This window comes from Cryobacterium sp. GrIS_2_6 (genome assembly GCF_035984545.1).
Lineage (GTDB): Bacteria > Actinomycetota > Actinomycetes > Actinomycetales > Microbacteriaceae > Cryobacterium.
Map to the genome: position 1 here is coordinate 4087537 of NZ_JAXCHP010000001.1, position 15473 is coordinate 4103009.

Annotated in this window: 16 protein-coding genes; 7 read left to right on the forward strand and 9 right to left on the reverse strand. The window is 67.4% G+C overall.

From position 1 onward, the window contains the following. The 7 genes from pstA to RCH22_RS19820 all read right to left on the reverse strand — a co-directional run bounded on the left by pstA (position 1) and on the right by RCH22_RS19820 (position 8220). The gene (gene pstA / locus RCH22_RS19790; RefSeq protein WP_327015304.1) at positions 1 to 1101 is read right to left on the reverse strand and encodes a phosphate ABC transporter permease PstA; all 1101 of its coding nucleotides are present in this window, start codon (positions 1099 to 1101) and stop codon (positions 1 to 3) included. After that, positions 1101 to 2045 carry a phosphate ABC transporter permease subunit PstC gene (gene pstC / locus RCH22_RS19795; RefSeq protein ID WP_327015305.1) on the reverse strand — a complete coding sequence of 315 codons (945 nt, stop codon included), beginning with the start codon at positions 2043 to 2045 and terminating at the stop codon, positions 1101 to 1103. The genes pstA and pstC overlap by 1 nt, the downstream gene beginning before the upstream one ends. Positions 2046 to 2207: 162 nt before the next feature. Next, positions 2208 to 3305 carry a phosphate ABC transporter substrate-binding protein PstS gene (gene pstS / locus RCH22_RS19800; protein ID WP_327015306.1) on the reverse strand — a complete coding sequence of 366 codons (1098 nt, stop codon included), beginning with the start codon at positions 3303 to 3305 and terminating at the stop codon, positions 2208 to 2210. Positions 3306 to 3463: 158 nt separating this feature from the next. Next, entirely contained in the window at positions 3464 to 4414 is a 951-nt protein-coding gene (locus RCH22_RS19805) for an NUDIX domain-containing protein (protein WP_327015307.1), read from the reverse strand. Then, positions 4411 to 6585, reverse strand: a complete 2175-nt coding sequence (locus RCH22_RS19810) for an RNA degradosome polyphosphate kinase (RefSeq protein ID WP_327015308.1) — start codon at positions 6583 to 6585, stop codon at positions 4411 to 4413. Before RCH22_RS19810 ends, RCH22_RS19805 begins: the two co-directional genes overlap by 4 nt. Positions 6586 to 6641: 56 nt before the next feature. Further along, entirely contained in the window at positions 6642 to 7553 is a 912-nt protein-coding gene (gene mshD, locus RCH22_RS19815) for a mycothiol synthase (RefSeq protein ID WP_327015309.1), read from the reverse strand. After that, positions 7528 to 8220: a response regulator transcription factor gene (locus tag RCH22_RS19820; protein WP_281535805.1), complete on the reverse strand. Its 693-nt coding sequence runs from the start codon at positions 8218 to 8220 to the stop codon at positions 7528 to 7530. Before RCH22_RS19820 ends, mshD begins: the two co-directional genes overlap by 26 nt. Before the next feature lie 83 nt (positions 8221 to 8303). Between RCH22_RS19820 and RCH22_RS19825 the strand changes: the two genes are divergently transcribed. From RCH22_RS19825 to RCH22_RS19840, 4 genes are all read left to right on the forward strand, one after another. After that, entirely contained in the window at positions 8304 to 8567 is a 264-nt protein-coding gene (locus RCH22_RS19825; RefSeq protein ID WP_327015310.1) for a hypothetical protein, read from the forward strand. A gap of 191 nt (positions 8568 to 8758) precedes the next feature. Then, complete coding sequence (locus RCH22_RS19830; RefSeq protein WP_327015311.1) at positions 8759 to 9418, forward strand: FABP family protein; 660 nt, start codon at positions 8759 to 8761, stop codon at positions 9416 to 9418. Positions 9419 to 9485: 67 nt separating this feature from the next. Beyond that, positions 9486 to 10667, forward strand: a complete 1182-nt coding sequence (locus RCH22_RS19835; protein WP_327015312.1) for a folate-binding protein — start codon at positions 9486 to 9488, stop codon at positions 10665 to 10667. Positions 10668 to 10712: 45 nt separating this feature from the next. Next, positions 10713 to 11459, forward strand: a complete 747-nt coding sequence (locus RCH22_RS19840; RefSeq protein WP_327015313.1) for a phosphoglyceromutase — start codon at positions 10713 to 10715, stop codon at positions 11457 to 11459. A 109-nt stretch (positions 11460 to 11568) separates the two neighbouring features. On the opposite strand, the gene phoU is transcribed toward RCH22_RS19840, so the two are convergent. Further along, positions 11569 to 12231: a phosphate signaling complex protein PhoU gene (phoU, locus tag RCH22_RS19845; protein ID WP_327015314.1), complete on the reverse strand. Its 663-nt coding sequence runs from the start codon at positions 12229 to 12231 to the stop codon at positions 11569 to 11571. A gap of 180 nt (positions 12232 to 12411) precedes the next feature. Here phoU and RCH22_RS19850 point away from each other — a divergent pair, with 180 nt between their 5' ends. Further along, positions 12412 to 13566 carry an ATP-binding protein gene (locus tag RCH22_RS19850; RefSeq protein WP_327015315.1) on the forward strand — a complete coding sequence of 385 codons (1155 nt, stop codon included), beginning with the start codon at positions 12412 to 12414 and terminating at the stop codon, positions 13564 to 13566. Then, positions 13563 to 14243 (forward strand): response regulator transcription factor, encoded by a 681-nt coding sequence (locus tag RCH22_RS19855; protein WP_134450024.1) that lies wholly within the window; start codon positions 13563 to 13565, stop codon positions 14241 to 14243. Before RCH22_RS19850 ends, RCH22_RS19855 begins: the two co-directional genes overlap by 4 nt. Before the next feature lie 74 nt (positions 14244 to 14317). On the opposite strand, the gene RCH22_RS19860 is transcribed toward RCH22_RS19855, so the two are convergent. After that, positions 14318 to 14797: a hypothetical protein gene (locus tag RCH22_RS19860; RefSeq protein ID WP_327015316.1), complete on the reverse strand. Its 480-nt coding sequence runs from the start codon at positions 14795 to 14797 to the stop codon at positions 14318 to 14320. Between the two features lie 178 nt (positions 14798 to 14975). On the opposite strand from RCH22_RS19860, the gene RCH22_RS19865 reads away from it, so the two are divergent. After that, positions 14976 to 15458, forward strand: coding sequence for a CarD family transcriptional regulator (locus RCH22_RS19865; RefSeq protein WP_035879449.1), 483 nt, complete (start codon positions 14976 to 14978; stop codon positions 15456 to 15458). Positions 15459 to 15473: the final 15 nt, after the last annotated feature.

Below are 15473 nucleotides of genomic sequence, written 5' to 3' on the forward strand. Positions count from 1 at the left end.
CTAGCGGCCGAGCTTGGGGGAGAAGATTTTGGCGATGAGCCTCGCGAGGCCGTTCAGGAGCATGACGATGAGCACCAGGGTGAGTGCGCCGGCCCAGGCCCTGTCGAGATACGCCTGGGTGTCCGTGCCCTGGTTCGCGTACTGGGTGTACACGAACACCGGGAGGGTCATCATCCGCTGGCTGAACAGGTCGTAGTTCATGCTCGCCGTGAAGCCGGAGATGATCAGCAGCGGGGCCGTCTCGCCGATGACCCGGGAGATCGAGATCATGATGCCCGTGACGATGCCGGCGATCGAGGTCGGAAGCACCACCTTGAGAATGGTCAGCCACTTCGGCACGCCGAGGGCGTATGCGGCCTCGCGCAGTTCGTTCGGCACGAGTTTGAGCATTTCCTCGCTCGAGCGCACCACGACCGGGATCATCAGCACCGAGAGAGCGATGGCACCGCCGAAGCCGAAGCGGATGCCCGCATCCTGGAACAGCAGGGAGAAGAAGGCGAAGGCGAACAGGCCGGCCACGATCGAGGGGATGCCGGTCATCACGTCCACGAAGAAGGTGATCGCCTGGGAAAGCCGGCCGCGTCCGTACTCGGTGAGGTAGATCGCGGCGAGCAGGCCGATCGGCACCGAGATGATAGTGGCGACGCCGGTGATCTCGAGTGTGCCCATGATGGCGTGCAGGGCGCCGCCGCCAGCGCCGACGACGTTGCGCTGCGACTCGGTGAAGAACGTCGGGGTGAGGAAGGCCGGCAGCCCGTTGACGACCGTCGTGAAGACCAGCGAGATCAGCGGCAGCAGTGCGACCACGAAGGCGGCGGTGACGAGGGCGGTGACGAGGCGGTCCTTCGCCCGGCGCACGCCTTCGACGGCGTACGAGAGCGCGTAGATGGCGACGCAGTAGAGCACGGTGCCGAAGAAGACCGTGCCGACGATGTTGAAGCCGGAGGTGGCCCCCGACAGCTGGAGCACCAGGAATACCGCCCCTGTGACGATCCAGCTCGCGAGCAGCACATAGAGCGTGGAGTTCCGGGGCAGTTTGCCGGCGGCGTATGCGTTGGCCTGGGGCGTGTTCGCGGCCCGGGTGGCGGTCGTGCTGCTCATCAGTTCGCTCCCGAGAAGGCCTTGCGGCGGTTGATGATGTAGCGGGCGATCATGTTGACCGCGAGGGTGATGACGAAGAGGATCAGGCCGGTGGCGAGCAGGATGTTCACGCCGACGCCGTGTGCCTCAGGAAAGTTCAGGGCGATGTTCGCGGCGATGGTCGTCGGGTTCTGCGAGGTCAGCAGTTGGAAGAGCACCGTCGGGCTCGGCGAGAGCACCATCGCGACCGCCATCGTCTCGCCGAGGGCGCGGCCGAGGCCGAGCATCGAGGCGGAGATGATGCCGGAGCGGCCGAAGGGAAGCACCGCCATCGAGATCATCTCCCAGCGGGTGGCGCCGAGGGCAAGGGAGGCCTCCTCGTAGAGCACCGGGGTCTGCAGGAAGATCTCCCGGCAGAGCGCGGTGATGATCGGAAGCACCATCACCGCGAGCACGATGGCGACGGTCAGGATGGTGCGACCGGTGCCGGAGACCGGTCCGGCGAAGAGCGGGAACCAGCCGAACCAGTCGACGAGGTTCGCATAGAACGGCTGGACGAGCGGGGCCAGCACGCCGATGCCCCACAGGCCGAAGACCACGGACGGCACGGCGGCGAGGAGGTCGATGACGTAGCCCAGGCCCTGGGCGATCCGCCGGGGAGCGTAGTGCGAGATGAAGAGGGCGATGCCGATCGCGAGCGGGATCGCGATGATCATTGCCAGGAGTGCCGACCAGAGCGTGCCGAAGGCGAGAGGCCAGACGTAGGCCCAGAAGTTGGTGAAGCCGCCGGTGAAATCGGCGGGCGCCGCGACGAAGGCCGGCAGGCTCTGGATGAGCAGGAACCCGGCGACGGCGGCGAGCACGGCGAGGATCAGGCTGCCGGCGACGACGGTCGCCGTTGAGAAGATCACATCGCCGGGACGCTGCGGGGCGCGGATTCGATCGCGGGCAACTACGGAGGTCATGCCGGGCGTCTCCCTGAGGTTCGGGTGGTGGAGCGAAAACAATGCGCGGTCCGGGGGCCGTACACCCCAGTCTGCCCGGTCCGGGCCGCTGATACGACGCGGGCCCGGGCCGGGCAGACTTCGGTGGAGCTGGTAGTGCGGGTGTTGCCGGTGAAACGGGTGTTACTTGACGGTCGCGAGAACCTTGGCGACCTTGTCGGCCAGGTCGGTCGAGAGCGGCGCGGCGCCGCCGGCGGATGCGGCGACCTTCTGGCCGTCAGCACTGGCCATGTACGTCACGTACGCCTTGACGAGCTCGCCCTGGGCGGGCTTGGCGTATTCGGTGCAGACGATCGCGTAGCTGACCAGCACGAGCGGGTAGTGCGTCGCGTCGGTCGTGGTGCGGTTGATCTTGATGGCGAGGTCGCTCGCGTCGCGGCCCGTGACGAGCGGGGACTCTGCGACGACGGCGGCCGCGGCTTCTGCGGTGTAGCCGACGAAAGCGTCGCCGACCTTGATCTTCGCAACGCCGAGCTTGCCGGCCTTGGATGCGTCCGCGTAGCCGATCGTGCCGACGCCGTTGGTCACGGCGTCAACGACACCGGAGGTGCCCTTGGCGCCTTCGCCGCCCTGGATCGGGAATGCGTCGGCTGCCTTGTCGGTCCACACGGTCGGTGCGGTCTGGAAGAGGTAGTCGGTGAAGTTCTTCGTGGTGCCCGAGTCGTCCGAGCGGTGCACCGCGGTGATCGCCGTTGCCGGAAGGGTCACGCCGGAGTTGAGCGCGGCGATGGCCGGGTCGTTCCAGGTCGTGATCTCGCCGCGGAAGATATGCGCGAGGGTTGCGGAGTCGAGCTTGAGGTCCGTAACGCCGGCGACGTTGAAGATGACCGCGATCGGGGAGATGTAGACGGGCAGGTCGACGGCCTTGGCGCCGGCGGCGCAGGACGCGAACGTTCCGGCGAGCTCGGTGTCGTTGAGCGCGGAGTCGCTGCCGGCGAAGTCGGAGCCGCCCGCGATGAAGGTGGAGCGGCCCGCGCCGGAGCCGGACGGGTCGTAGTTGACCGTGACGTTCGGGTTGGAGGTCTGGAACGCTGCGATCCAGGCTTCCTGGGCGGAGCCCTGTGCGGACGAGCCGGCGCCGGTGAGCGTTCCGGTGAGGGTGCTGGTTGTCGCTGCGGTGGTGCTCGAGCCGGTACCGGCTTCGTTGGAGGCACACGAGGACAGTGCGAGAGCGGCGGCGACGGCGATGACTGCGGGTCGGCCAAAACGCTTGAGATTCACGAATTTTCCCTTTCGAGGGTTGACAGCAGTGAAACTGACTGCGGGGCGGGGCCGGTGCTGGCCCCGGTCAGACGATAATCCGACGGCTTAACGACACCCCCTCCGGAAGATGAACGGAAGGTTAACGTGAACGGGCTGTTCGACGGGCCGGCTGGCCCTCAGACGCTCGGTCGGTAGGTCTCGATGGCGAGGATTCCGGCGCTCGGGTTCTCGCGGGTCAGGTGCACGACGGAGAACGAGCCGATGTCAAGGTGGGAAGCCTCCTCGATGTACAGGCCGAAGGTGCTCCCGGTGGCGAGCGCGATTTCGTGCAGGATCTCGGGCAGCACCGGTCCGTGGCTGCAGATGACGGCGGTCTTGCGGGAGCGAATGCGCTTGCCGATGCCGGCGCGGACATCCGCTACGCCCTGTTCGAAGGCGTCCTGGCTGAAGAGCTCCGTGCGCTTGATCGGGATGCCGGTCGCGGCCGCGAGCGGGGCGACGGTCGTGATGCACCGGGTGGCCGTGCTCGAAACGATGCGGCGCGGGCGCCACGCCGCCACGGTCGGCACGAGTTCGACGGCCTGGGCGACGCCGCGTTCGGTGAGGGGGCGGGTGCTGTCGGGGCCGGCCCAGCTTGAACCGGTGACGGCCTTGCCGTGCCGGAGAGCGATGAGGGCGAAGGTCGTCGTCACGCCCCTGTCGACGAGTTCGGCGAAGGCGTCGATGATCTCGACGTCCTGCGCGTAGCTGAGATAGCTGCGTGCCTTCTTGATCGTGACCCATTCGATGGCCGCGATCTCGCTGTTCGGCACGAAGGTCGAGCGCTGGATCTCCTCGGGGTGCACCTCGGCGGCCCAGTACTGCACGACCTTCTCCCTGCCGTTGCCGAGCGAGTACCGCGATTCGCCGAGCGGCACGCCCAGGGCGACCGCGAGTCCGGTTTCTTCCTCGATCTCCCGCACGGCCGTCTGCGGCAGGGTCTCGCCGGGGTCGACCTTCCCCTTGGGGATGGTGACGTCGCCGTAGACCGTGCGGTGCACGAGCAGGACGTTCATCTTGCCGTCGATCAGGCGCCAGCAGACCGCACCGGCAGCGTGGATCGCCCCGTTCGGAAGGATCGCACTCATCGGCGACCCGTCGGCCGAACGCGTCGGGAGATCTGCTGCATCAATCGGTCCTGCATGTCGTCGAGCGGCTTTCCGGAGTCATCGAGGTGGTGGCGGGTCCATTCGCCGGTTCTGTCGAGCCACCAGGATGCCGTGCGGTCGTCCATGGCGCGGTTGAACAGCCCATCGATCTCCGTGAGGTGATCGGGGTCGACGAGGCGCACGAGGGCCTCAACGCGTCGGTCGAGGTTTCGGTGCATCATGTCGGCGCTGCCGATGTACACCTGGGTGTCCCCGCCGTTGTGGAAGGAGAAGATCCGGGAGTGCTCGAGGTAGCGGCCGAGGATCGACCGCACCTTGATCGTCTCGCTGACCCCGGGGATGCCCGGCGTCAGGCTGCAGATGCCGCGCACCCAGACCTCGACGGGGACCCTGGCCTGGCTGGCCCGGTAGAGCGCGTCGATGATGGCCTCGTCGACCATCGAGTTGACCTTGATGCGGATGCCGGAGGGCTTGCCGTCGAGGGCGGCCTGCGTCTCCAGGTTGATCGCCTTCAACAACCCGCGACGCAGGTGCAGGGGCGCTACGAGAAGCCGCTTGAACTTCTTCTCGATCGCGTACCCGGACAGCTCGTTGAACAGGCGGGTCAGGTCCTTGCCGACCTGGGGGTCCGCGGTCAGCAGGCCGAGGTCCTCATAGAGCCTGCTGGTCTTCGGGTTGTAGTTACCCGTGCCGATGTGGCTGTAGTGCCGCAGCACGCCGTTCTCGTTGCGCACGACGAGGGCGAGCTTGCAGTGCGTCTTGAGGCCGACGAGACCGTAGACGACGTGCACGCCGGACTTCTCGAGCTTGCGTGCCCAGGAGATGTTGGCCTGCTCGTCGAAGCGAGCCTTGATCTCGACGAGGGCGAGCACCTGCTTGCCGGATTCGGCGGCCGCGATGAGCGCCTCAACGATCGGGCTGTCGCCGGAGGTGCGGTACAGGGTCTGCTTGATCGCGAGAACGTCCGGGTCGGCGGCCGCCTGCTCGAGGAATGCCTGCACGCTCGTCGCGAAGGACTCGTACGGGTGGTGGAGCAGGATGTCGCGGCGCGCGATCGAGCTGAAGATATCGGGCTCGGCGTTCGGCTCTGGTGCGAGGAGCTGTACGGCCGTGGTCGGGACGTGCTTGACGTAGCGCAGGTCCGGGCGGTCGACGCGCAGGTCGAACAGTCCGCCGAGGTCGAGTGGGGCGGGCAGCCGGTACACCTCCTGCTCGGTGACGTCGAGTTCGCGCACGAGCAGGCCGAGCGTGACCTCGTCCATGTCCTCGGTGATCTCGAGGCGGATGGGCGGGCCGAACCGGCGACGGAGAAGTTCCTTCTCAAGGGCCTTGATCAGGTTCTCGGTCTCGTCTTCCTCGATCTCGACGTCCTCGTTCCTGGTCACCCGGAAAACGTGGTGTTCGAGGATGTCCATGCCGGGGAACAGATCGCCGAGGTGGTTGGCGATCAGGTCCTCGAGCATAATGAATCGCACATTGTCGAAGCCCTCGCGGCGGTCGACGCGCACGAAGCGCGGCAGCATCGTCGGCACCTTGAGCCTCGCGAATTCCTGCTTGCCGGTCTTCGAGTTGCGTACCCGGACGGCGAGGTTGAGGGAGAGGCCGGAGATGTAGGGAAACGGATGCACCGGGTCGACCGCGAGGGGCATCAGCACCGGGAAGATCTGGTTGGAGAAGTAGTCGCGGAGCGATCGGTGGTCGGCCTCGTCGAGGCTGTCCCAGGTCGCGATGTGGATGCCGGCGGCCATCATGGCCGGGCTGACGAGGTCCTGGAAGGCGCGGGCGTGCCGGTCCTGGAGCACGTGCGCCATCGCCGAGATGTCGGAGAGGGCATCCTGCGGTGCGGTGCCGATGTTCGTCGGAACGGCGAGTCCGGTCAGGATACGGCGTTTGAGTCCCGCGACGCGGACCATGAAGAACTCGTCGAGGTTGCTCGAGAAGATGGCGAGGAAGTTCGCGCGCTCGAGAACCGGGAGCTGTGGGTCCTCGGCGAGTTCGAGCACCCTCTGGTTGAACGCGAGCCAGCTCAATTCCCGGTCGAGATACCGGTTGGTGGGGAGTTCCGGGTCGTCCTTGCCGGTCAGGGGATCGAAATCGTCATCGAAGTCGCTTCCGAGACCCGATTCGTCCTGAATGTTTTCGCCGTCCATGAGTCCATCCTGACACCGCGGGACCTGCCGGTGCGACGGTTCCGGGTGAACAGTGCCTATCGGGTTCGGCGGCGGTACTGGACGTCGACACTGCGATCGGTGAATCCGAGGGACCGATACAGCCGCACGGCGGGCACATTGTCGCCCTCGACATAGAGCGTCGCCCTGGTCGCCCCGCGCTGGCGCAGACGCTCGAGTCCCGCGGTCATCAGCCGGCGTCCGAGGCCGTGCCCGCTCCACTCGGGGCTCACCCCCACCACGTAGATCTCACCCTCGGCTGCTCCCGGCTCGATCTTCAGCCAGTTGTAGCCGACCAGGGCGCCGCCGACGCGGGCGACGAGGAAGTCGCCCGCGTCAAACCAGGCCTCGTTCATTCGGGCGGCGAGGTCGGCTGCGGTGATGCCGCCCTGCTCGGGGTGGATGGCGAAGGTCCGGGCATTCAGGACCACCCAGGCGTCCGCATCCGTTTCGGGGTCGAAGGCGGCGATCACGATCGCGTCGTCCTCCTCCCGAGCGGTAGCCCGCTCCGGGGCAGCGGATGCCGGGGGAGCGGCTGCGTCGAGCGCCAGTTCCAGCTGGAGCAGGCGACGGGCGGCGTCGAAGCCGAAGCGCCCGGCGAGGGCGCGGGCCGCCGGGTGATCGCCGTGCGCCCAGGCGGTCAGGTCGTCCGGCGCCGCCGCCGCGTACGCGGGATCACCGAAGAGCTCGGTCAGGGCCACGGTGGCGTGGCCGTGCCTGCGGAACTCGGGGTGCACCACGAGGTCGAGCTCGCCCGAGCCGAGGACGAGGGCTCCGACGGCCGCGTCGCCGTCGCGAAGCAGAAAGGGAGTGCGGCGCCCGGCCGCGAGATCGAGGGTGGCCTGCTCGTTGAGCGGGGCATACCCGTCGACGCGTTCGGCGGCATCCGTCACCGCGTCCCAGGAGAGCGCGAAGGCGCTGTCGTCAGGCCCGTGCGACGGATTGATCACGCACGACCTCTGGTTCCTGCACATTAAAGCGGTATCCGACGTTGCGCACGGTGCCGATCAGGGATTCCTGGTCGCCGAGCTTGGCGCGGAGGCGGCGGACGTGCACGTCGACCGTGCGGGTGCCGCCGAAGTAGTCGTAGCCCCAGACCTCGCTGAGCAGCTGCTCGCGGGTGAAGACCCGGGAGGGATGGGCCGCGAGGAAGCGGAGCAGTTCGAATTCCTTGTACGTGAGGTCGAGCGGTCGGCCGTAGACCTTCGCGGAATAACTCGCCTCGTCGATGACGACACCGGCGGCGCGGATCAGCGCGGACTCCTCGGCCCGCGGCGTGCGGCCGGCGGCGAGGCGGATGCGGGCGTCGACCTCGGCGGGACCCGCCGTATCCAGGATCACGTCGTCGATGCCCCAGCCGGGGCTGACCGCGGCGAGGCCGCCCTCGGTGATCACGAGAAGCAGCGGGACCTGGCTGCCCGTCGTCTGCATGATCTGGCACAGCGACTTGGCGGCCATCAGGTTGGTGCGGGCGTCGACCAGGATGACATCGGAGTCCGGGGCGGTGATGAGCTGGTCGGGCTGGGCCGGAATGACGCGGATTCCATGCGAGAGCAACGCCAGCGCCGGCAGGACCTCCCCGCCGACCGCAGAGGTCAGGATCAATAATTGCGCCACGCGGGCCCTCCAACCATTGTTGGCCAATCCTAGCGTGCAGCCGCGTGCAGCCCATTGCTCCCATGGCAGGGCACAATAGAGGAGTGAAGTGGCAGTGGAGAAGCGTCGGCCTGGTCTGGGCGTTCGCCGTGGTCTGTTCTGTGCTCACCGGGACCCTCGCGGCGCCCGGTCGTTCCCTCGTGTGGATCGGTCTGTCCCTCGCGGGATGCACCATCGGTACCCTCTCCATCCAGCTCGCGACCGGCCAAAAAGAGGGTTACGTGCACCGGGTCACGCTGAGCCTCGTCGGCGCGGTCGTCGTCCTCGCCGCCGCGACCGGGATCTTCGCGCTCGCCGGGCTTCTGTAACGAACTGGTAAAGCCGCGCCGGGTGCCCCCGCGCAGGCGTTTCGGCTCTCGCCGGGAGCTAAGGTGGTGTCATGTCAATCCTCGCGCTCGAAATCTTCTTCCTGGGCCTCCTCGCGCTCGCGAGCCTGTCGATCGCCTGGGTCTCCGGCGTCGTGTTGTTCAAGCTGTTCCGGGGGCAGCGGTAACCCTCGATGTTCGAGCTCCCGACCCGGCTCCCCTCCGAACTCGTTCCGCTCTCGTGGCTCCTCGGCGTCTGGGAGGGGTCAGGCGTCATCGACTATGCCATGCCGGACGGTCATCGGGTCTCGCGTGAGTTCGGCCAGCGGCTGAGCTTCAGCCATGATGGCCTCCCGCACCTGAACTACAGTTCATACACCTGGCTCGAAGCGGATGCCACAGCGAGCGTCGACGACGACGCCGAGGCAGCCGTCGGGGCCGCGTCCGGCTTCGTCGGGAAGACCCCGCTCATGACCGAGACAGGTTACTGGCGCCTGAGTCGTCCCCAGGGCGCCGGCGACCCCGGGCCCGGGCTGCTGCCGGCAGAGGGCGAGCACCCTTACACGACGGCGTCCGCCGTGGAGACGCTCCGCAATGCCGCCGGCGGCTTCGACATCGACGTGACGCTCGTGCACCCCGGCGGTGCCGCCGAGATCTACCTCGGCCAGGTCAAGGGGCCGCGGATCGACCTCGCAACCGACGCGGTGATGCGCACCCAGGGCGCGAAGGCGTACTCGGCCGCGACCCGGTTGTACGGTCTCGTCGACGGCCACCTGCTCTGGGCGTGGGACATCGCCGCCCTCGGCCAGAGCCTGCGCACGCACGCCTCCGGCCGGCTCAAGCGGGTCGAATAATCCCGGCGGCTCCCGCGTTGTCCCCGATGTGCGCCTCAGCGTCACACAAACCCCGGAAGAAGTCCTCATGACCCCGCCGATAGCATCCGTTTCAGCCCTGCTCGACCTGCCCGGCGCCGTGCAGGCCACCGGCCCCGATGCCGGCGTCGCCGCACATTACGGCAACCCGATGATCGAGCAGCGTCACCTGCTCGCCGGCGAGGCCATCGTCGACCTCTCCAACCTTGCGGTGCTCGGCGTCTCCGGCCCGGACCGGCTGACCTGGCTCAATTCGATCACGAGCCAGGAGCTGCGGTTTCTGGTGCCGGGGGAATCGGCTGAGACCCTCGTGCTCGACCCCACCGGGCACATCGAGCACGCGGTGCGGCTCGTCGACGACGGCACGGAGGCGTGGCTCGTCGTCGAGGCCGCCGAACTGCCCGCACTGCTTGCGTGGCTCGACCGGATGCGCTTCATGCTGCGGGTCGAACTGCGCGACCGCACCGATGAGTATGCCGTCATCGGAACGATGGGGAGCATCGGCGACCTCGCCGCAGCCGCGCCCGCGCTCGAACCCGCCGCGCCGAACGGAACCCCCCTCGTCTGGCACGACCCGTGGGCTGCCGTCGTCACCGGCGGCTTCCAGTACGCGGAAGACCCTGCGCATCCCGGTGCCGACTGGCACTGGACCGAGGCCCTCGTGCCCCGCACCGTGCTTCCCGCCCTGACGCCGGCCGTCCGCCGCGGAACCGTGCGCGCGGCCGGCCTGCTCGCCCTCGAAGCGCTCCGGATCGCTGCCTGGCGGCCCCGCCGGGCTACAGAGGTCGACGACAGGACCCTCCCGCACGAACTCGACTGGCTGCGCAGCGCCGTGCACCTGAACAAGGGCTGCTACCGCGGCCAGGAGACCGTCGCGAAGGTACACAACCTCGGGCACCCCCCGCGGCGGCTCGTGCTGCTGCACCTCGACGGCTCCCAGGGCGTGCTGCCGGTGCATGGCGACGAAGTCCAGGCCGTCCGGCGACTTGCAGACGGCGACACAGAGCGTCGCGGCGTCGGCTCGATCACCTCGAGTGCGATCCACTACGAGCTCGGGCCGATCGCACTCGCCGTCGTCAAACGCACCGTGCCGGCAACGGTCGTGCTCCAGGTGCTGAGCGAGGAGATCGCGGTCGCCGCGACCCAGCAGGTCATCGTTCCGCAGTCGGCCGGCTCGGTCGCCGAGATCCCCCGGCTGCCCCGGCTGGGCATCCGCACCCCCGGACACTGACCCCAGTCACCGACCACCGGCCCTGCTCTCGATAGAGTTGGAGGCATGTCATACAATCTCATCCTCCTTCGCCATGGCCAGAGCCTATGGAACCAAGAGAACCTCTTCACCGGTTGGGTAGACGTTCGCCTGAGCGAGCAGGGAGCCGCGGAGGCCAAGCGCGCCGGCGAGCTCCTCGCAGATTCCGGCCTCCTGCCCGACGTCCTGCACACGTCACTCCTTAGCCGCGCCATCCAGACCGCGAACATCGCGCTCGAGGAAGCCGACCGCCTCTGGATCCCCGTGAAGCGCTCATGGCGCCTCAACGAGCGCCACTACGGCGCCCTGCAGGGCCTCGACAAGGCGGAGACCCTCGCCAAGTTCGGCCCCGAGCAGTTCCAGCTCTGGCGCCGCTCCTTCGACGTGCCGCCGCCCGTGCTCGCCGACGATTCCCCCTGGTCCCAGGCACACGACCCGCGCTACGCGGGCCTCGGCGACGAGCTGCCCCGTACCGAGTGCCTGAGCGACGTCGTCGACCGGATGCTGCCCTACTGGGAGTCCGACATCGCGACGGACCTCCGTGCCGGCAAGACCGTTCTCGTCACCGCCCACGGCAACTCGCTGCGCGCCCTCGTGAAGCACCTCGACAACATCAGCGACGCGGACATCGCCGAGCTCAACATCCCGACCGGAATCCCGCTCGTCTACCGCCTCGACGAGAATCTGGTCCCGATCGGCGCAGGCCAGTACCTCGACCCCGAGGCCGCCGCCGCCGGTGCCGCGGCCGTCGCCGCACAGGGCAGCAAGAAGTAGCACTCCCGCTCAATTAGTCCCGCTCGACAGCCCCACCGAAAACGGCCCCGGAAGCATTCGCTTCCGGGGCCGTTTCGGGTTGTGCAGAGGTTCGAGTGGTGCGGGCGGCCTACTGGACGCCGGGCGTGCTCTGCTGCCAGGCGCCGGTGCCGAGGTACTGGATCTTCTTGGCGATCGAGACGGCGTGGTCTGCGAAGCGCTCGTGGTACCGGCTCGCGAGGGTCGAGTCGACCGTGTCGGCAGCCTCGCCCTTCCAGGTCTCCGCGAGGACGGCGTCGAAGACGCTCAGGTGCAGGGCGTCGACCTTGTCGTCTTCGTTGCGGATGACCTCGGCGAGCTTGACATCCTGGGTGGTGAGCAACTCGGTGAGCATCGTCGAGATGGTCACGAGCAGGGCGCCCATCTCGCCGAAGGTGCCCCGCAGGCTCTGCGGAACGACCTTGTCGGGGAAGCGGTAGCGGGCGAGCTGAGCGATGTGGGTGGAGAGGTCGCCCATCCGCTCGAGGGACGAGCTGATCCGGAGGGCGCTCACCACGATACGCAGGTCGCGGGCGACCGGCTGCTGGCGCGCCAGGATCGTGATGGCGAGTTCGTCGAGCTCGATGGTGAGTTCGTCGATCTTATCGTCTTCGCTGATGGCCTCTTCGGCGAGATTGACGTCGGACTCGTTGAAAGCCCTCGTCGACTTCGCGATCGAGATGCCGACGAGACGGGAGATCTCGACGAGGCGGTCCTGAACCTCGGCGAGCTCCTGCTGGAATACTTCACGCATACGTCTGTGTTCCTTCCTGGGCGCGCAATACGCGCAGAAACGTGGAAACCACCTGGCCCCCAGCGAATCTTTGTCGACAGAGGTTAACGGCAGGTGCCGGAGTGTTGAATACTACCTAAAGTAGCCGCCCAGCGGCCCGGCACGGTTCGTTCCGCTTTTTTGTGTCAGTAATCTGGTGGAATGGAATCATCGTGGCTCGTGCTGGTGTCTCTGGCACTGGGCCTCATGGTCGGTGCCGGCTTCATCAGCCTGCTCCAGATCGCGGAACGCCACGGCCGTCGCGCCTCAGAGGTGGTCAACCCGGCTGTGCCGGACGGCATCGACCAGGTCCTCGACGCACTCGACACCGCGGCCGTCGTGCTCGACCCTTCCAACAATGTGATGAAGACATCCCCGGCCGCCGTGTCGATGGGGATGGTCTGGAACCGGCAGATCGTGCACCCGGAACTCCTCGAGCTCGCCGGTAAGGTGCGGCGCTCCGGGGAACCGATCGCCGAAGACCTGATCCTCTCCCGCGGCCCGTTCGGCGACGCGAGCATGCGGGTGCGCGTGCGACTGGCCACGCTCGGCGCCCGCTACGTGCTGCTGCTCGCCGAAGACCGCACGGAGGCCTTCCGTCTCGACGAGGTGCGCCGCGACTTCGTGGCCAACATCAGCCACGAACTCAAGACCCCGATCGCCGCCGTCGGCCTGCTCGCCGAGGCGCTGAACCAGGCCGCCGACGAGCCGGTGCAGGTGCGCAGGTTCGCCAGCAGGCTCACGACGGAGTCCGGGCGCCTGACCCGGCTGACGCAGGAGATCATCGAGCTCTCCCGGCTCCAGGCACAGGACTCCCTGTCCGAGCCGGAAGACCTCCCGATCGACGACGTCGTCGCGGCGGCCGTCGACCAGAGCAGGGTCGTTGCGGATGCCGCACGCATCACCCTCGCCGTCGGCCAGCCCTCCGGTGCTCTCGTCACGGGCGATGAACGTCTCCTCGTGATGGCCGTGCACAACCTGGTCGCCAACGCGGTGCACTACTCCGCTGAGGGATCCCGGGTGGGTGTGGGAGTGCGTCACCACGACGGCGTCGTCGAGGTGACGGTGACCGACCAGGGCGTCGGCATCCAGGAGGCCGACCTCGACCGCATCTTCGAACGATTCTTCCGGGTCGACCAGGCCAGGTCGCGTCACACCGGTGGAACGGGCCTCGGCCTCTCCATCGTGAAGCACATCGTGCAGATCCACGGCGGCGACATCCGCGTCTGGTCCCAACCGGGCAGCGGTTCGACGTTCACCATCCGGCTGCCTGAGGCGAGTCACACCGCCCTGGCCACAAAAGGAGAGACCCCGTGACCCACATTCTTTTGGTTGAGGACGAACAAGCGCTGAGCGAGCCGTTGAGCTTCCTGCTCGAACGCGAAGGCTACGAGGTCACCGTCGCCGAGGACGGGCCGAGCGCCATCAGCGAATTCGACCGGATCGGACCCGACCTGATCCTGCTAGACCTGATGCTCCCCGGCATCCCCGGAACCGAAGTGTGCCGCGAGATCCGCACCCGATCCCAGGTCCCGATCATCATGCTCACCGCGAAGGACTCCGAGGTCGACATCGTCGTCGGGCTCGAACTCGGCGCGGACGACTACGTGACCAAGCCGTACTCGACCAGGGAACTACTCGCGCGCATCCGTGCGGTGTCACGTCGGCGCACCGACCAGACCGAGGACGACGAGAACATGCTCACGGCGGGCACCGTTCGGATGGACATCGAACGCCACACGGTCGCAGTGAGCGGCACCGTGGTGAACATGCCGCTCAAGGAGTTCGAGCTCCTCGAGTTCCTGCTGCGGAACGCCGGGCGGGTGCTGACCCGCGGGCAGCTGATCGACCGGGTCTGGGGCACCGACTACTTCGGCGACACCAAGACCCTCGACGTGCACATCAAGCGGATCCGTTCGCGCATCGAGGCGACGCCGTCAGAGCCGACCATGCTCGTCACCGTGCGCGGCCTCGGCTACCGCTTCGAGGCCTGAACCGGTCTGGTTCGAGGCCTGACCCGGTCGGGCTCGACCACTTCCGGTCTGGCCTGACCTGAGCAGGCCAGGCGCTACGGCGCCGTGGTCGGCAGCAGGGTCGAGTACTGGGGGAGCGTGCCGTCGAGCACCGGCGTGAGCAACTGGATGCCGGTCTCGGTGCCGTACTGGAAGTAGACGGGGAACAGCGAGCCGAGCGGGGCGTCGATGTTCACGAGGGTGATCACGGGGCCGCCCGTCGCACCGATCGCGGTGCTCGACTGCGGCCTCAGGGTCAGCTGCTGGGTGACCTTACCGGTCGTGGCCGTGTACTGCACGGACAGGCTGTGCGCTGAATCGCTCGGGTTGACCACGGTGACGAGGAGGCTCCCGGTCTTTCCGTCCGTCGAGAGCACGATCGCGTTTCGGACCTGCAGGTCGCCGACGTTGCCGCTGACCCCGTCGCTCGCGTCGTAGTGTTTGGTCGTTGACTGCGGAGCCAGCAGGTTGCATCCACTAGTACCCAGCAGGATACCGGCCGTCAGCAACACGGACAGCAAGACTCGAGCCCTCATAAGACCTCCAACAGTTCGACGGTGCGCCTGAAGGCGCGAACGCCGCAGATTTCGCTTCGAGCCTAGCGCATCGGGGAGGTCGGCCACGTGGCGCTGCCGGACCATGCCCCGGTCAGGGTCGCAAACCCTACCACCCCTCGCTGTGGTATCATAGACGTTGCTGAAGGGATATCCATACATGCTTTTTGAAGTAGGCGAAACCGTCGTTTATCCCCACCACGGTGCCGCGACGATCACGGAAGTGAAAACGCGGATCATCAAGGGTGAGGAAAAACTGTACCTGAAGCTCAACGTGACTCAGGGCGACCTCACCATCGAGGTTCCCGCCGAGAACGTCGACCTCGTCGGCGTGCGCGACGTGATCGGTCGTGAGGGCCTCGACAAGGTGTTCGAGGTGCTGCGCGCCCCGTTCACCGAGGAGCCCACCAACTGGTCCCGCCGGTACAAGGCCAACCTCGAAAAGCTCGCCTCCGGTGATGTCATCAAGGTGTCAGAGGTCGTCCGAGACCTGTGGCGCCGCGACCAGGACCGCGGCCTGTCCGCCGGTGAGAAGCGGATGCTCGCCAAGGCCCGCCAGATCCTGATCAGCGAGCTGGCCCTCGCCGAAAAGACCGACGAAGAGAAGGCCTCAACGGTCCTCGACGAGGTTCTGGCTTCCTGACCCACCCTCACTTTT